This window comes from Clostridium sp. Marseille-P2415, from assembly GCF_900155545.1.
Lineage (GTDB): Bacteria > Bacillota > Clostridia > Lachnospirales > Lachnospiraceae > Lacrimispora.
On the sequence record NZ_LT732525.1, the window covers coordinates 122,771 to 140,302 of the forward strand.

Annotated in this window: 13 protein-coding genes; 1 reads left to right on the forward strand and 12 read right to left on the reverse strand. The window is 47.2% G+C overall.

The genetic code is table 11. From position 1 onward, the window contains the following. Nucleotides 1–16: 16 nt before the first annotated feature. The 10 genes from BQ9856_RS00610 to BQ9856_RS00660 all read right to left on the reverse strand — a co-directional run bounded on the left by BQ9856_RS00610 (nt 17) and on the right by BQ9856_RS00660 (nt 14,886). Nucleotides 17–2,620 carry a cation-translocating P-type ATPase gene (locus tag BQ9856_RS00610; protein ID WP_077609975.1) on the reverse strand — a complete coding sequence of 868 codons (2,604 nt, stop codon included), beginning with the start codon at nt 2,618–2,620 and terminating at the stop codon, nt 17–19. A gap of 415 nt (nt 2,621–3,035) precedes the next feature. Next, the gene (locus tag BQ9856_RS00615; protein WP_077609266.1) at nt 3,036–4,676 is read right to left on the reverse strand and encodes an amidohydrolase; all 1,641 of its coding nucleotides are present in this window, start codon (nt 4,674–4,676) and stop codon (nt 3,036–3,038) included. Between the two features lie 90 nt (nt 4,677–4,766). Beyond that, nucleotides 4,767–6,896 (reverse strand): polyribonucleotide nucleotidyltransferase, encoded by a 2,130-nt coding sequence (locus BQ9856_RS00620; RefSeq protein ID WP_077609267.1) that lies wholly within the window; start codon nt 6,894–6,896, stop codon nt 4,767–4,769. 351 nt (nt 6,897–7,247) lie between these two features. Beyond that, nucleotides 7,248–7,514 (reverse strand): 30S ribosomal protein S15, encoded by a 267-nt coding sequence (gene rpsO, locus BQ9856_RS00625; RefSeq protein WP_077609268.1) that lies wholly within the window; start codon nt 7,512–7,514, stop codon nt 7,248–7,250. A 334-nt stretch (nt 7,515–7,848) separates the two neighbouring features. After that, nucleotides 7,849–9,168, reverse strand: a complete 1,320-nt coding sequence (locus tag BQ9856_RS00630; RefSeq protein WP_077609269.1) for an amidohydrolase — start codon at nt 9,166–9,168, stop codon at nt 7,849–7,851. 228 nt (nt 9,169–9,396) lie between these two features. After that, nucleotides 9,397–11,094, reverse strand: coding sequence for an adenine deaminase C-terminal domain-containing protein (locus BQ9856_RS00640; protein WP_077609271.1), 1,698 nt, complete (start codon nt 11,092–11,094; stop codon nt 9,397–9,399). Nucleotides 11,095–11,108: 14 nt separating this feature from the next. Further along, the gene (locus BQ9856_RS00645; protein ID WP_077609272.1) at nt 11,109–12,164 is read right to left on the reverse strand and encodes an ABC transporter substrate-binding protein; all 1,056 of its coding nucleotides are present in this window, start codon (nt 12,162–12,164) and stop codon (nt 11,109–11,111) included. A gap of 66 nt (nt 12,165–12,230) precedes the next feature. Then, nucleotides 12,231–13,265: an ABC transporter ATP-binding protein gene (locus BQ9856_RS00650; RefSeq protein WP_077609273.1), complete on the reverse strand. Its 1,035-nt coding sequence runs from the start codon at nt 13,263–13,265 to the stop codon at nt 12,231–12,233. Between the two features lie 12 nt (nt 13,266–13,277). After that, nucleotides 13,278–14,060, reverse strand: coding sequence for an ABC transporter permease (locus tag BQ9856_RS00655; RefSeq protein ID WP_077609274.1), 783 nt, complete (start codon nt 14,058–14,060; stop codon nt 13,278–13,280). Next, the gene (locus BQ9856_RS00660; protein WP_077609275.1) at nt 14,053–14,886 is read right to left on the reverse strand and encodes an ABC transporter permease; all 834 of its coding nucleotides are present in this window, start codon (nt 14,884–14,886) and stop codon (nt 14,053–14,055) included. Before BQ9856_RS00660 ends, BQ9856_RS00655 begins: the two co-directional genes overlap by 8 nt. Nucleotides 14,887–15,077: 191 nt before the next feature. Here BQ9856_RS00660 and BQ9856_RS00665 point away from each other — a divergent pair, with 191 nt between their 5' ends. Continuing rightward, the gene (locus BQ9856_RS00665) at nt 15,078–16,007 is read left to right on the forward strand and encodes a LysR family transcriptional regulator (RefSeq protein WP_077609276.1); all 930 of its coding nucleotides are present in this window, start codon (nt 15,078–15,080) and stop codon (nt 16,005–16,007) included. 72 nt (nt 16,008–16,079) lie between these two features. Here BQ9856_RS00665 and BQ9856_RS00670 read toward each other — a convergent pair whose 3' ends face one another. Both BQ9856_RS00670 and BQ9856_RS00675 read right to left on the reverse strand, forming a co-directional pair. Continuing rightward, a complete protein-coding gene (locus tag BQ9856_RS00670; protein WP_077609277.1) occupies nt 16,080–16,559 on the reverse strand; it encodes a hypothetical protein in 480 nt (159 codons plus the stop codon). Between the two features lie 41 nt (nt 16,560–16,600). Further along, nucleotides 16,601–17,446 (reverse strand): SGNH/GDSL hydrolase family protein, encoded by an 846-nt coding sequence (locus BQ9856_RS00675; protein ID WP_077609278.1) that lies wholly within the window; start codon nt 17,444–17,446, stop codon nt 16,601–16,603. Between the last annotated feature and the right edge of the window lie 86 nt (nt 17,447–17,532).

Below are 17,532 nucleotides of genomic sequence, written 5' to 3' on the forward strand. Positions count from 1 at the left end.
CTCTTTTTCTCAGGGATTATTTTCTGCTCTCTTTTAATACTTTTATAAACTGTATGATGAGAGAAGGTATGATTGCAAGACCATATATAATACCGATCTGAACCCCGGAAAGGGCCGTAACGGAAAACAGTTTTCGGAGCAATGGTACAAACATTACAAGGCTCAGCAATGAAACACCGGCCACGAATGCTCCCAGGCTGTACCAGTTGCCGGAAAATCCCAGCCGGAAGATGGAATGGCTGCTTCTGCAGTTAAAACCGTGGAACAGCCGGGCCAGCGTCAGCGTACAGAAGGCCATGGTGCTGGCGGTGGAGGTACTGCCATTTCTTAATCCAATGTGGAAAGCCGTCATCGTACATGCGGCGATCAGCGCTCCCTGCAGTAATATCTTAAGCATAAATTCTTTTGTCAGGATCCCCTCCTTGGGATCCCTTGGTTTCCGGCTGAGCAGATCATGCTCCGCAGGCTCCATGCCGATGGCAATTGCCGGAAGCGAATCTGTAAGCAGATTAATGAAAAGCAGATGAACCGGGGCAAACGGCACCGGAAGAGCCATGATCGAGGTATAAAGAACCGAAAGGATCCCTGCCATGTTGCCGGAAAGTAAAAACTGGATGGCATTCTTTATATTCCGGTATACGTTTCGTCCGTTTGCAACGGCTTTGATAATCGTAGCGAAATTATCGTCTGCCAGAATCATGGAGGCCGCGTCCTTGGACACCTCTGTCCCGGTGATTCCCATTGCAACTCCGATGTCCGCTTTCTTTAATGCAGGGGCATCATTGACTCCGTCTCCTGTCATGGAAACAATATTTCCGCGGCGCTGCCATGCATCCACGATCCGGATCTTATTCTCCGGAGACACTCTGGCATAAACAGAAGTCTTTGTAATGTTCTGATCCAGTTCTTCATCGGTCATTGCGTCCAGCTCCGCACCGGTCACCGCCATATCGCCTTCTTCAAAAATCCCGATCTGCTTTGCTATGGCAGTTGCCGTAATCTTGTGGTCTCCGGTTATCATCACCGGCCGGATTCCGGCCCGTTTTGCATCTGCTACCGCGGCCTTAGACTCCTCTCTGGGCGGGTCTACCATGGAAATGAGCCCGAGGAAAATGAAACCATTCTCAGAATTTAAGGAAAGAACGTGTTCCTCATCCACTTCCTTATAAGCAAAGGCAAGAACCCGCAGGCCATTGCGGGAAAACTTCATATTCTGTTCTAAGATATCTTCCCGGTCTTTTTCAGTCAGTTCTCTCACACCCTCTGAGGTTCGGATGTGGGTAGTCCGGTCTAATAAAACATCCACCGCTCCTTTGGTTAATATGGTATGGATCCCATGAAGCCTGTACTTGGTGCTCATGAGCTTGCGGTCCGAATCAAATGGAAGTTCCTCCAGACGGTGCATCATATCCCGTATAATATCATGGCTTACGCTGACTTTCCCTGCCATTTCAAGGAGCGCATACTCGGTAGGGTCTCCAATCCCCTTTCCTTCCACAATGGAAGAATCATTGGTCAGGACCGCATCGTAGAGGAGATACCTGTGAAGCTGGCTGCGGAGGTCTAAATCGTCGGGCTTATACGTCCGGTTATCCACATAGACCTCCTGGACCGTCATCTTATTCTGGGTCAGCGTTCCTGTCTTATCCGAACAGATCACGGAAACACAGCCCAGACTTTCCACTGCCTTCAGCTCTTTTATAATGGCATTTTCCCTTGCCATCCGCTGGGTTCCCATGGCCTGGACAATGGTTACAATCGAGCTTAAAGCCTCCGGGATCGCAGCCACTGCAAGGGCCACCGCAAACATCAGAGAATCCAGAACCGGCATCTTCCGGTAAATGCTTAAAAGGAATACTATAACACAGATGACCATGATGACCATGGCAAGACGGCTGGAAAACTGGTCCAGACTGGCCTGCAGCGGTGTTTTCTTCTCCTTTGTGGCATTCATCAGACTGGCGATTTTTCCGATTTCCGTATCCATCCCGGTGCCCGTAACTGCCACAACGGCTCTTCCGTAAGTAACCAGACTGCCGGAATAAACCATATTCGTCCGGTCAGCCAGAGGCACTTCCTTCTCCAAGGTTCCTTCTTCTTTGTCCACGTTGGTGGATTCGCCGGTTAAGGAACTCTCATTTACCTGAAGGGAATAATTATTTAAGATCCTTCCGTCAGCCACCACCATATCTCCTGCTTCCAGAAGCAGTATATCTCCCGGAACCACATACTTTGAATCAATTTCAATTTTTTGCCCGCCGCGGATCACCCTGGCATTGGGAGATGACAGGGATTTTAAACTCGCCAGGGATTTCTGCGCCTTTTCATGCTGCACCGTACCCAGAATGGCGTTCAAGACAATAACCGCAATAATAACGATGGTGCTCTCTGCATTTCCGGAAAGCATGGAAATGACAGCCGCCGCTATCAGAATGACTACCAATAAATCGCAGAATTGTTCAACAAATACCTGAAGGGTGCTTTTTTTCTTTCCCTCCTCCAGAACATTCTCCCCTTTGCTGGCAAGAAGCCCGGCAGCTTCTTCCGCGCTCAATCCTTCTTTTGTCGTGTGAAGTTCTTTTAATATTTCTTCTTCTGTTTTTTGATACCAGTCTTTCAAACCTTCCTCCATTCTGCCGCCCTTTTTGGACGGCCCGCATCAAAATGTACTTAAGTCTCTGATTATTATTGCCATAAAAGGGAAAAGAAAAAGACTTTCAATGCACTTATTCTGAAAAATATTAACTGTTCAGAATAAACACATTAAAAGTCTGGTAACCATTATCTGGCATGCACCGCCAGACTGCCATCGACAGTCAGGATGTTGACAGTGCATTGAAACTACTCCCTTTTAATGAAACATATTTCATCGTAAATCAGAAACTTACGGCTTTGACTTAGACCATTATACGTGCTAATGTTTCATTTGTCAACAATATTTTCAATCCGGTCCCGGAGTATCATTTTTACTATAGTTCCATGTAGATTTTCCATTTATCCGGTCTTTTCTTAAAGCAATACACTTTTACATAAAATCAGGTTTTGCTGCTCCTGTCAAATACACAGGTACCATTTACAAAGGTCCCGCAAACTGCAACGTCTTTTATCCTCTCCGGGGCACAGCTTCTTAAATCTTCCGCCAGAACGGTAAAATCAGCCGCCATTCCGGGGATCAGCATCCCTTTTTCTTCTTCCTCAAAGCTGGCTCTTGCCCCCATGAGTGTATAGGTTTCCAGTGCTTCCTCCACGGTAAGAGCCTGATCAGGCAGAAAGGTTTTTGTACCATCCAGAGTCGTTCTTGTCACCGCGCACTGGATTCCGGCCAGCACACTGGGACGCTCCACCGGTGCGTCCGAACCATTGGAAACAGAAACCCCCATATTCAGAAGGGTTTTGAACTGATAGGTATAAAATGCCCGTTCCTTCCCGACCCTTTTTTCAACGACATGATTGTCATGATCCAGAAAAACCGACTGGATGTAAGCATGGAGCTTCAGTTTCCGAAACTTTTCAAGCAGCTTTTCCGTGGTGATCTGGCAATGGACGATTCCGTGGCGCAGTTTGTTTTCTGTGTGGCCTGCCATGGCCTTTTCCATGGCGTCCGCCGCCATCTCCATAGCGCGGTCTCCTATGGCATGGACCGCTACCTGCATCCCGTGTTCAGAAGCATATCCGATTCTTTCATCAAGCTCTGACTGGCTGTAGATCGAAATTCCACAGCCATCCGGTTTTTCAGGATCATCGGCATAGGGCTGACTTAAAAAAGCAGTCCTTGCACCCAGGGAACCGTCGGAAATGATCTTTAAAGGGCCGATGGTGAAAAAACGCCCCCCTTTTCCAGTCCGGTACCCACTGGCAATAAAACTCTTAAGCGCATCCATATCGGAAAGCAGGCATTGTTCATATACCTTTACCGTCATAAGGCCTTCCGCTTCAAGTTCACGGTAAGTTTTTAATACTACTTCATAGAAAATTCCCGGAAAAGCCGCCAGATCATCGCTCTGAACCGATGTGATCCCATATGCATTTAATTTTTTCATGGCCTGAAGGATACAGGTCCTGATCTCTTCTTTATCCGGCGCAGGAATTACCCGGCTGACCAGATTGATCCCATATTCCCGAAGCACTCCGGTCGGCTCCCCTTTTTCATCCAGATCAAAGCATCCCCCTTCCGGCTGGGCAGTCTTACCGGTTATCCCTGCTGCCTGAAGCGCTGCCGAATTGACACTGGCAATATGGCCGCAGGCCCGGTAAATGATAACAGGCCGGTCTGCAGAGACCCTGTCCAGATCATAGCGGTTGGGGAAACGTTTTTCATCCTGGAAAAAATCGTGGTTCCAGCCTCTTCCCACGATCCAGCTTCCGTTTTCCCCCTCATGTTCCGCTTTATATTTCAATAGCCCTTCCAGCATGCCGGACATGGAGGTGGTGCACGATGCCAGATCTGCAACCCTCAATCCGTAACCATATCCCAACAAATGCATGTGGGAATCGATAAATCCCGGAACCACAAAGCAGCCGTTCACATCACACCGGACATTCTCCGTTCCTTCTGCCCATTTTTCTACGTCTTCCAGATCTCCGATCACTGCAATTCTTCCGTTTTCCACGCCCATGGCTTTGACATCCATGCATTTTTTGACATAGAAAGTGCCATTATAATAAATATATTTCATATTTCTCCGCCTTTCCGCTTTTTTATACAAAAACAGACAGCAGAGAGATGCTGATCTGTCTGCTGTCTGCTGCACGGCATAGCCGTTTTATTATGATTCTTTTGTTTCTTCTTTGGCTTCCTCAGATTTTGCTGCAAGATCGCCGGGCTTCATGCTCAAATTGATCCTGCCCATCTTGTCGACTTCAATTACCTTAACGGTTACTTCATCGCCGATGTTTACTACATCCTCAACCTTTGCCACTCTCTTATCAGACAGCTTGGAAATATGAATCATACCATCCTTATTGGGAGCCAGTTCAACGAAAGCTCCAAAATTCATGATCCTTACAACCTTACCTGTGAAGATCTGGCCTGCTTCGATTTCGGTTACGATGCTTTTGATGATCTGGACCGCACGGTCAATCATTACCCGGTCCGTCCCGCATACGGATACATTGCCGTCATCGGAAATATCGATCTTAACACCGGTCTCTTCGATGATCTTGTTAATCACCTTGCCCTGCTTTCCAACCACATCACCGATCTTCTGAGGATCGATGGAAATCTGATCGATCTTAGGAGCATACTTGCCTACTTCCTTACGCGGCTCTGCAATGGCCTTTGCCATAACCTCATCAAGAATGTAAAGTCTGGCCTCTCTGGTCCTGCGGATGGCCTCTTCGATGATCGGTCTTGTAAGGCCATGGATCTTGATATCCATCTGGATCGCAGTGATTCCCTTGTGGGTGCCGCCAACCTTAAAGTCCATATCGCCGAAGAAATCCTCCAGTCCCTGGATATCGGTCAGGACAATATAATCGCTATCTGTATCTCCGGTCACCAGACCGCAGGAAATGCCTGCAACGGCTGATTTAATCGGAACACCTGCTGCCATTAAGGACATGGAAGAGGAACAGATGCTTGCCTGAGAAGTGGATCCGTTGGATTCCATGGTCTCGGATACGGTACGGATCGCATATGGGAATTCTTCCTCTGATGGAAGAACCGGAACCAATGCTCTCTCTGCCAGTGCACCATGGCCGATCTCACGGCGTCCCGGTCCTCTGGAAGGCTTTGTCTCGCCTACGGAGAAGGACGGGAAATTATAGTGGTGCATATATCTCTTGGAAGTTTCCATATCATCAATGCCGTCCAGTCTCTGGCTTTCCGATAACGGAGCTAACGTACAGATATTTAAGATCTGAGTCTGTCCGCGGGTGAACATGGCGGAACCATGCACTCTCGGAAGCATATCGATCTCTGCTGCCAGAGGACGGATCTGATCCATGGCACGGCCATCCGGACGCTTGTGGTCTTTTAAGATCATCTTGCGGACGGTCTTTTTCTGGTACTGGTAAATGGCTTCTCCCAATACGGACAGCCATTCTTCTTTTTCTGCAAAAGCTTCTTCCAGCTTCTCGGTGATCCTTCGGATGTTTTCCTCTCTTACCTGCTTCTCATCGGTAAATACGGCAACTTCCATCTCTTCCGGGGTGACGATTTCCCTGATTGCTGCAAATAACTCTTCCGGTACTGCACAGCTGGTGTATTCATGCTTCGGCTTTCCGCATTCTGCTACAATGGTGTCAATGAATTTGATGATCTCCTGGTTTACCTCGTGAGCCTTGAAAATAGCTTCGATCATCTTATCTTCCGGAACTTCATTGGCTCCGGCCTCGATCATGATGACTTTTTCTCTTGTGGAAGCAACCGTAAGGGCCAGGCCTGATACCCGCTTCTGGGCCTGGGTCGGGTTAATGACTAATTCCCCGTCTACAAGACCTACCTGGGTGGAAGCGCAGGGGCCGTCAAACGGGATATCGGAAATACAGGTTGCGATGGCGGAACCTAACATGGCAGTCAGCTCCGGGCTGCAGTCCTGGTCTACGGACATGACGATGTTGTCTAATGTTACGTCGTTGCGGTAATCTTTTGGAAACAGGGGCCTCATGGGACGGTCGATGACACGGGAAGTTAAAATGGCGTTCTCGGATGCCTTTCCTTCTCTTTTGTTGAAGCCGCCCGGGATTTTTCCTACAGCGTATAATTTTTCTTCATATTCTACGCTCAGGGGGAAGAAGTCGATTCCATCCCTTGGCTTGTCGGATGCAGTTGCGGTCGCTAATACTACGGTATCTCCATAATGCATAAATGCAGCGCCGTTCGCCTGCTTTGCTACTCTGCCGACATCAACGGTTAATGTTCTGCCAGCCAGTTCCATGCTAAAACTCTTGTACATAGTGGTATCTCCTTTTACTAAATAATTGATTTATATTAATAGTAGAAGATGCCGAAACTACTGATCTACGCGTAAGTAATGAGTTTGATTGTGTTGCCCGCAAGGGAATAAGCAGATTCTGCCGGAGGCAGAATCTGCAGCCGCAAACTCGGGACTGACGTCCCTCGTTCGCGGTTGCTCGCCAAAAGATTGGGATGCGGGCAGGATATGCGAGCATATCCTGCCCGCATCCCAATCTTTTGGCTCTGCTTATTACGCGCACATCAGCGGTCTCGGGGAATGCTTCTACTTTTAACATTCTTTTCTTAATAGACAGATAGGGTGGAGAAGTTCTCCACCCTAAATGGTTTATTATTTTCTGATTCCTAACTTCTCGATTAAGGAACGATAGCCTTCCAGGTCTGTCTTCTTTAAGTAATCAAGAAGGCCTCTTCTCTGGCCAACCATCATCAGAAGTCCTCTTCTGGAATGATGATCTTTGGGGTTCTTCTGAAGATGATCGGTTAATTCTGTGATTCTCTCTGACAGAATTGCGATCTGTACTTCCGGTGAACCTGTGTCGCCGGCTTTTCTACCATATTCAGAAATAATAGCTGCTTTCTTTTCCTTTGAAATCATGTTGATTTCCTCCTTTAGTCTTTTAATCTCACCTCATACCAGGTATCGGCTGGAGTATCCAAAATACTGGGTACCGGCGTATATTCATACTGCTACAGTTTACCACAGGGAAATATAGTTGTCAATTGCTTCCGTTTTGTCTGTATAACTTTTTCCGGCTGGCATACTTAAACCACAATGATGGTTCTTTGTTAATCTGAACTTATTTTGATGATAACCTTCTTATACACAATATTATGATCATGAAGCAGATTTTTCTCTCTATAAATTTTTTCCAGATTTGAAGCATTATAAACCTTTTTTCATATAGATAAAAAATTTCCTATAAAATGTTTCACATCATGTGGGCGGCAAAATCGGTCTTCTTCATCTTTTCCAAAAGTGCCTCCCTGATTTTTACCATGTCCGCCTTTAATAGTTTTTTATTTCTCACCAGGCATTCTCCTGCCACATACACTTCTTCTACATTGGAAGGATTGGCGCTGTAAACCAGGGCGGAATAGGGGTCATAAACCGGAAACATGTTGACTGAGCGTGTCTCAACCAGAACCAGATCAGCCTGCTTTCCCGGTACCAGAGAACCGGTAACAGGACCCAGGCCCAGGGCTTCTGCTCCCATAACCGTAGCCATTGCCACGACCCTTTCTGCGGGAAATGCGCTCCTGTCCCTGGTCTCATTTTTATGAAAATCAGAACAAAGTTTCATTTGCGTAAAAATATCCAGAGTGTTGCCGCTTGCCGGGCCATCCGTGCCAAGCCCCACAGGAACTCCCAGATGCAGCATGGCGCTTACCGGAGCCACGCCCTTTGCCGCCTTCGTATTGGAGCCGATACAGTGGGCCACTTTTGCCCTGCGGTCCTTTAAAAGCTGTAAGTCTTCTTCTGTCATGTGAATGCAGTGAACGGCCAGAGTCTCTCTCCCCAGAACGCCGATGCTGTCTAAGTACTGCACCGGGGTCATGCCGTATTCATCCCGGAAATAATCCATTTCATAATCCATTTCCGCCGTATGTAGGGTAAACGGGACCCCTAAGGACGCATTAAGGCGGTAAGCTTCTTTCAGTACCTCTTTCGAACAGGTACTGGTCCCGTGAGGTGCTATGCAGGCTGAGATACGGGGATGAGATTGATATTTTTTTATCAGTCTTTCGCCGTAGGCCAAGGCTTTATATGGGTCCGTAAAATCACAGGCTCCTTCTTCCATGACCGTCTGGCCTGCAATCCCCCTCATCCCCATCTCATCCATCGCCTTAGCGGCCTCTTCCTCAAAGTAATACATATCAAGGACCGAAGTGACACCGCCAAGCAGCATTTCCCCTGCAGCATAGCGGGTGGACAGATAAACCAGCTCTTCATCCATGGTTTTCTGTTCCATGGGGAGCAAAAATACCCGGAGCCGGTCCCTGCAGTCATCTCCAAGCCCACGGAACGGAACCATCCCCATATGAGTATGCAGATTCACCATTCCCGGCATAAGGATGCCATTCTTCCCGTCCACCAGTTTTGTATCCTTTTGCCTGGCCTCTTCCGGCAAATCGCTCATGACTCCTGCGCCTGTGATGGTATCGTTTTCAAACATCACAAAACCGGGATTATAGATTTCCCGCTTTTCATTCATTGTTACCACTGTTACATTTATAATTATCGTTCTCACACTGATCAACCTTTTCCTTATTATTGCCCACGTTCTTTGGGCATAAAGGGATACCCGAAGGGTGTTTCCTTATTATTGCCCATGCTTTTTGGGCAGGGCCCGCCACGCTTTATCGGGTGTAAAGGGATACCCGAAGGGTGTTTCCTTATTATTGCCCACGCTTTTTGGGCAGGGCCCGCCCGCCCCGCTTTATCGGGTGTAAAGGGATACCGCAGGGTATTTCCCTTTTTAACGCTCATATTTTTCTGCCAGCGGAACGCTCTGTTTCGTCTTCACATCAAACAGCCCTTTGTCGCTGAGCTTTAATTCCGGGGAAACCAGGAGTGTTAAGGTGGAAATGGACATGATGACATTATTGTTTACATACCCCATGGCCTCAATTTCTTCCCTTACTTCAGCCAGTTCTTCCGAAAGCTTTAAAAGGCTTCCATCCGACAGAATCCCGCCCACGGGAAGAGCCGCCGAAGCTGTCACCCTGCCGTTTCCGGCCGTCACATATCCGCCCTGCATATGAACCACCTGATTCTGGACAAGCACCATATCTTCCACAGAATTTCCAAGCACCAGCAGGTTGTGGCTGTCATGACTCCAGGTGGTTGCCACCGCGCCGGGAGACTTTAAGGCATTTTCCACAAGCCCGTAGGAAACACCGCCGGTTTTTCCATGACGCTCAAATACGGCTGCCAGACAAAGTCCCGCCTCCTGCCAGCAAATGCACCGGTTCCGGACCGGAATTTCCCTTTTCACATGCTTCACCCTTGTTCCAAAGCTTTGAATCTGCATTACATTTACGGTTGCCATTCCTTCGGATATCCCGCACCGGTTCAGTTTAAAGTCAGAGGCCAGAGCCAGCCGGCATTTCACGGACTGGTAAAAATGATCCGGGAAAGCAGCCCTGGGAGAATCCTTTTTTTCTTCATAACGCCTGCCGTTTTTGTAAACTGAGGCAGGGCGAAAGCTTATCAGATCATCAAGGATAACGAAATCCGCCCGTTTTCCCGGCGCGATCATCCCCCGGTCATGAAGCCCCATTCTGCGGGCAGGCGTTAAGGTCGCACAGTAAATGGCTTTTTCTGCCGGCATTCCCTGCTCCACCGCAAGGCGGACGATCTGATTCAAATGACCTTTTACCAGATGGTCCGGCATGGTATCATCTGTTACAAGAGCCACATTTTCATAAAGATCGTGGGATACCACCGTTTCCACCACATCAGGAGTCAGGGATTTGGCCTGCAGCTCCAAAAACATTCCCATATCTGTTTTTTCCAGAACCGATAACCGTGACTGCTGGGTATGGTCCGCATCAACTCCTGCCCGGATAAAGCCTGCCAGCTGTTCTCCGGACAGGGCAGGACAATGCCCCTCGATCCTCAGCTGGCGCCCTGCATCCTGACACAGCCTGACGATGCGCCTGATCAGGGTATCATCCCCGGAAACCAGGTCTAAGTCATTCATCACTTCACCCAGACAGAGAAACCGGTCATCCTTTAAGAGTTCCCGAACCTCCTCTTCCCCGATCTGCCCGCCGGAGGTTTCAAGACTGGTACTGGTGGACGGAACGCTGGACGGGATTCCGTAATAAATGTCCAGTTCCGTCTCCTGATCCATAAAGCTTTTGATCCCTTCCAAGCCGAAAACATTGGCGATCTCATGGGGATCCGCCACGACGCAGGTGACTCCCCACGGCAGAACCGCCCTGGAAAATTCTTCCGGATATGTCATGGAGCTTTCGATGTGCATATGAATATCGATCAGCCCCGGTATGATATATTTTCCTGTACCGTCCACCACAAGGTCTGCCTCATAATATGAGGAAGGGGAAATGTCATAAAACCTTTCCCCTGCAACCGCAATGTCCGCTTTTTCAAAACACTGCCTGTATGTCCGGTAGACCCACCCATTTCGAATTAATAAGTCAACCTTCATTTTGTCCCCGTTCCTTAGCTGTTGATAATCCGATTCCATTGATCGATCCAGTCGCTTAAGATGGGATTGACAAAGGAATAATCAAGGACCTTTGCATTTTCCGCTGCGGCTCCGTAAGTCATATTTACCGCATTTTCTTCCGCGATCTCAACCTGATTATTGGTAGGTGCTTCATTTAAAGCCTTGCTGGTTTTCCCCTGAAGTTCCTTGCTTAAACGGTAATTGATGTATGCGTAAGCTAACTCCTTGTCCTTGCAGTTTTTGGTAATGCTGATGGTATTAAAGTTAGCATAAGTCACATCCGGAGTTACATACTTAAGGTCCGGGTTTGCCTCTTTGATGGTCGGAACGCCGAAGTCACCTACAATGGCTGCTTTGATCTCACCGGAAGTAAACATATTGATTAAGTCGGAAGACTTTGCATAGGTCTTTACAAGGTTCGGCTTTAATTCTTCCAGAGCCTCAAATGCGGCTTTCCCGTTATCGCTTGTTACATCCACGCCCTTATAATCGCTTGCCATATAAACCATGGCAGGTCCGAAGGTGGTTGTAATAACCGGAATGGCAATGCTTCCTTTAAGCTCTGCCTTCCATAAATCGTCAAAGCTCTTGATTTCAAATCCAACAGCCTCCGGATCATACATGATGCCGATGCTGTTGATGGTGTAGGCAACCCCCTGTCCGGCATCTGCCATGGTCTTGGCTGTTGTGATCAAATACTGGCTGTTCTCGATCTTGCTTAAATCCAGGGGCTCAAACAGGCCTTCTTCGATTCCTTTTGCTGTCATGGACTGGGAAAGCTCGATCACGTCAATGGTGCTTTCCGTATTCGCAGAAAGCTTTGTATAGCGCTCATTGGTGCTTCCGGTCTCCGTGACGATCTTGCAGTTAAACTGATCCTCAAAGGGCTTGTACACTTCCTCCTCGGAAATGTCTTCGCTTAAACCATAAGTAGATAACACCAGTTTCTTCTCTTCCTTGCCGCTCCTACTTTCTCCTGCAGAACCGGCACTGCCGCAGCCTGTCAATACAATGGCCGCACAAAGGGATAATGCCAATACTCTTTTCATAATCGTAATCCTCTCTTTTTTTATAATTGACCGGCCTGGTCAGCCGTTGTTACCTTTGTTTCCCCTTTAATCCACAAGAATCAGCTTCTGTTCCGGCAGATAAAGACGGATCAAGCTGCCTTCCTCATAAGTCTCCTCCGCTGGCCTGTTTACCAGGAATTTCCCTGCCGCCGTAAGGACTTCATACTGGTAGCTTTTTCCGAGAAATGTCCGGACCCCTACCGTTCCTTCCAGGATATTTTTATTCTGCCCCTCTTCTGCCACCCGGATATCTTCCGGCCGTATGGTACCGATACAGGCATCCTCCCTGTGTGCAGTCTCTACGTTAAATACTGCGCCGGTCTCCGTTTTATATACATCTCCCTGCCTGTTCAAAGGAAGAAAATTTTCAAACCCGATGAATCTGGCCACAAATTCGGTTTCCGGCCTGCGATAAATATTTTCGGGCGAATCGAACTGTTCGATCACACCCTGATTCATGACCGCCACCTTATCCGATATGGAGAAGCATTCCTCCTGGTCATGGGTGACAAACAAGGTGGTTATGCCAAGCTTTTTCTGGATTCTCTTGATTTCCATGCGCATATTGATGCGCAGCTTGGCATCTAAGTTGCTGAGAGGTTCATCAAGCAGCAAAAGCTTCGGCTCGATCACCAGCGCCCTCGCCAGAGCCACCCGCTGTCTCTGCCCTCCGGACATCTGCTGGGGAAAACGTCCGGCAAACTCCGTAAGGCCGCAGATTTCCAGGATCTGATTTACCTTTTTACCGATCTCCGACTTATGGAGCTTTCTCATCTTAAGCCCAAAAGCCACATTGTCATAGACGCTTAAATGGGGAAACAGGGCATAGCTTTGAAATACGATCCCAAAATTTCTCCTGTGGACCGGAACCTTCGTTAAATCTGCTCCATCCAGCGTAAATACTCCGTTTTGAGCCTCGATCAGCCCGGCGGCCACCCGCAGCGTCGTGGTTTTTCCGCAGCCGCTGGGTCCCAAAAGAGAAACCAGCTCCCCTTCCTGTACCTCCAGGTTAAGTCCCTTTAAAATCTGTTTTTTCTTATCATAACGGACATCAATATCCTGCAGTGTCATAAATGCCATGGTTCTTTCCTCCTATTTCGCCAAAGCGGCAATTCCCAACGTTTTATCAACAATTACCATGATAAAGACCGTCACGGCCATCAGCAGCACGGAAACAGCCGATACGGTAGGGTCATAATTATATTCGATGTAATTCATCAGGGTCGCCGGAAACGTGGATACGCCGGGGCCCGAGAGAAACATGGAAACCGGAATATTATTAAGGGAGTTGATAAATGCAAGCATAAACGCAGCGGAGATTCCCGATGTGATATTGGGAAGCACCACCCGGAAGAAAGCTCCTGCCTTTCCGCATCCCAGACTCCAGGCTGCTTCTTCCACCGAAAAATCAAACTGGTCCAGGCTGGAACCCACCACCCGGATCACATAAGGCAGGGTAACCATAAAATGTCCGGCCAAAAGCCCGATAAACACCGGAATCCTTAAGGTCAGCACCAGGAACTGATAGAGAACGAAACCAATCACAATTCCAGGCACGATCGTCGGAGAAAGAAATACGGATTTTAAAATCCCATTTCCCTTCATACCGGACCTGGCCAAAGCATAAGCGGCCGGAATTCCCACAATGAGAGCGATCACGGTCGCAAGCATTGCGATTTCCAGACTGGTTAAAAATGAGATCCGGAAGGATTTTAATGCAAACACATTGGCAAACCATTGAAAAGAAAAGGAATCAATGGGAAACGTGATGGCACTTCCCTTTCCAAAAGCGGTCACAGTAATAATGATAAGCGGCAGGATCAAAAACGCAAATACCAGCACGGCAAAAGCGGTCAGCATTTTATTCTTACGCATGGCTTCCTCCTCTTCTGTCCAGTCGGGCCGCCAGGGCATTAAAGCCTTTGATGACAGCCAGGGTCACAACGATCATGATCAGGGAAATAACAGCGGCTCCATCCCAATCCCCCACACTCATGGCCCTCTGGTAAATAAAGGTGGACAGGACCATATTTTTATTGCCTCCCAGAAGCTGGGGCGTGGTATAAGCAGTCAGAGTTCCGGTAAACACCAGAATGCCTCCAACAATAATTCCCGGCAGGCTCATAGGAAAGATCACCTTCATAAAAGCCTTGAACCGGTCTGCTCCCAGGCTCATTGCCGCCTCCATCATATCATCGCCGATATTTTCCATGACACCGGCCACAGTGACAATCATCAGAGGAAGAAACAGATACACAGAACCGATGATGATGGCAAAATCCGTATACAGCAGCTTCACAGGTTTTTCCGCAAATCCGGCTGCCATAAGGAATTTATTGATGATACCATTGCTTCCTAAAATATTGATCCAGGCAAAGCTCCGGATCACAGAATTGGTCATCATAGGGAAAATGGAAACAGACAGCAAAATCCCTCTCCATTTTTTCCTGCACCGGCTGATAAAATACGCGGTCGGAACCCCTGCGGCCATGCAGAAAGCCGTGGTAAGGAATGCAACCTTAACCGTTCTCACAAAAATCTTCCAGTAATACCCGTCCCGGAAAAATTCAACATAAGCGCTGAATGGATAGTCCCCGGTATGAAAAGACGGGACCAGTACCTTCAAAAGCGGAAGGAACAGACACACTGCCAGAATCACAAGTCCCGGCACGATCAATACAAATGCACTACTCTTCTTCATCTCGACCTCTCCATGCTTTCTTCACGTCATTCATTGTTTTCTCTTATAGTTATTTATAAGTATTATTAATTTATCTCTGTACTTTTATTATAATTTATGATATACTGTACGTCAAATACATATAATCTATATTTTTTATGCAGTAAAGCTATAGTAAGACACCATTCCCGATGCCAAAGGAGGAATCACTTATGGAACTGAAAGAAGCAAGATACATCCTGGCCATTGCCAGACTGGGGAACATCAGCAAAGCAGCAGAGACTCTGTTTATCTCCCAGCCATCCTTAAGCAAATATTTAAAAAACTTAGAGCAGCAGCTCGGGACCCGCCTTTTTGACCGGATCGGAAGCGGGTACTTTCCCACTTACATCGGAGAGCGCTACATCCATTATGCAGAAAAGATCGTGGAATACGGCATGGAATGGGACATGGAATTCGATGATATTATGCACCGGAACCATGGCCGCCTAAACATTGCCATCCCCATTATGCTGGGAAACAGCCTGATCGGCCCGACTTTAATGAAATTCCACCGGCTGTACCCCCATGTCACAGTCAACATGATGGAGGAAGTCAATTTTGTAGCCGAACACACCCTGACCGACCATACCGTAGACTTAACCATTTACAACGTCCACGAGTTTCCAAACGATTTAGACTACCAGATCATCGGAAAGGAAGAAATCATACTGGTCTTATCCGCCACAAACCCTCTGGTAAAAAAAGCTGTTCGGAAACAGGGGTTTCAATATCCATGGATCGATTTAAGCCTGCTTCACCAGGAACCTTTTATCCTTCTCTTTCCGGACCAGAATACAGGCGGGCTTGCCCTGAAGCTCTTTGAAGATTACGGGATGGAACCAAATGTCCTTCTCCACACCCGAAACAGCGAAATGTCCATCCGGCTGGCCATGGAAGGCCTGGGGGCAGCCTTTGCCCCGGAAAGCTATTACCACTATTTAAAAACCCGGGAACCCAAGGCCTCGGTCTGTCTTTCCGTCGGGAAAGAAAAAATTGAAAACACCCTCATAGCCGCCTACCAGAAAAACCGCTATCTCCCCAAATACGCCAAAGCCTATCTGGATATACTGGCAGAATATTACGGAACCCGGCGAAAATAAAAAGGTAAAAAGCATTCTGCAAAACAACAGAATGCTTTTTACCTTTAACAATTTTTCGTATTTTATGTATGTTTATAAAATTACAGCGAGACCAATAAGAGCTATCAAAACCTGAATGACAATGCAAAGAACTAAGACAGCCGTACAGACCGCCAATGGGTTCTTGCTTTTCGGAGATATGGATTTCATAATAATAAACATTCCTCCAAATAAACCAGCCAGGATCCCAAACGCTCCGCTTAAGAACCAGCCACTGATGATTAACGCTATGGCAAACCCATGGGCCCAGCCCGGCATGCTGCTAAGCGGAACATATGGCTTTTTTGAATTTAAATAAACATCATCAACCGCCAGATCCACTTTTGAACCGATTGCCGTAAGATGCAGTGTTTTTCCTTCCAGCTCAATCGGCTCATCAAATAACTGGATGAACCAGCTCGTGTTTTTAACAGGAGTAGAAACACCATCTACGACCTTACGCCTCTTTAAGACACCTGGTTTATAGGCAATCTCATGTGTACTGCCGTCAATTGTTACCTTCCATTTCTTCATGCATATTTCCTCCAAAAATTTTAATATATCAAATAACTGAGTTATTTGATACCTGCTGCAACTAATTGAATCTTCGCTGCCGTCTGCGCATCTAAACCGGCAAGATAACCGAGCCCCTCCGGTGACTGATCATATAAAACCTTATACAAAACACATGCGGTAAGATAAGTGCCCGCAGGCGATGGATGATTCATATCTTCATCCCAAAGCTCAATTTCCGGATAGCTGTCCGTACACCGCATGAACGCGATTCCTGCCGGTGCCAGCATGGCATCCAGTTCATTGGCAATGCTCATATAATTCTGTGCCATTTGTGTTTGCATTTCTTCTCTTGTGTTCTTTAATTCCAGACCTAACAGATTGAATGAGTATCCTTCTTTATAAGCCCACGTCATGAGAAAAACAGATTCCCCCTTTGCGTTCCGGATCATGCTGTCAAGCGTCCTTGCGGCAGGGTACATGGATTCTTCCGCCCCCATTGCAGCGATACCGCTCTGCTCCTGCAAAATCACATAATCCCAATTGTAATTTTTCAGTGCATCGTACACCTGCGCCCCCATTTCATCCGTCTCATCTGCAAAATATTCAAGACGGTAAGAGCCTTCTGTGAGTTCATACACATCCGGAACGAATCCTCCGCTCTGGCTTAAATACATAAATACTGTCGGAAGATCGTTAACATACGTCATGCTGTTTCCTAAAAACAGAATGGCCGGGTCTGTTTTTACCTGTACCGGTTTTTTTAAATTTAACTCCTGATCAAAATCCATCACCTGGATTTTTTCACCCTTTAATGCATTGGCGATTAAAAAATACCCGGCTATAAAAATAATAACCAGAACTGCCAGGAAACCTATTATTACCTTTTTTAATTTTGAACTTTTCATACTCCCGCCTTTAACTATTTATTTATGAAATATATCGGCTAGAATTAAGCAAACAATAGAAATTATTTCGTTATTTTGTGAAATTT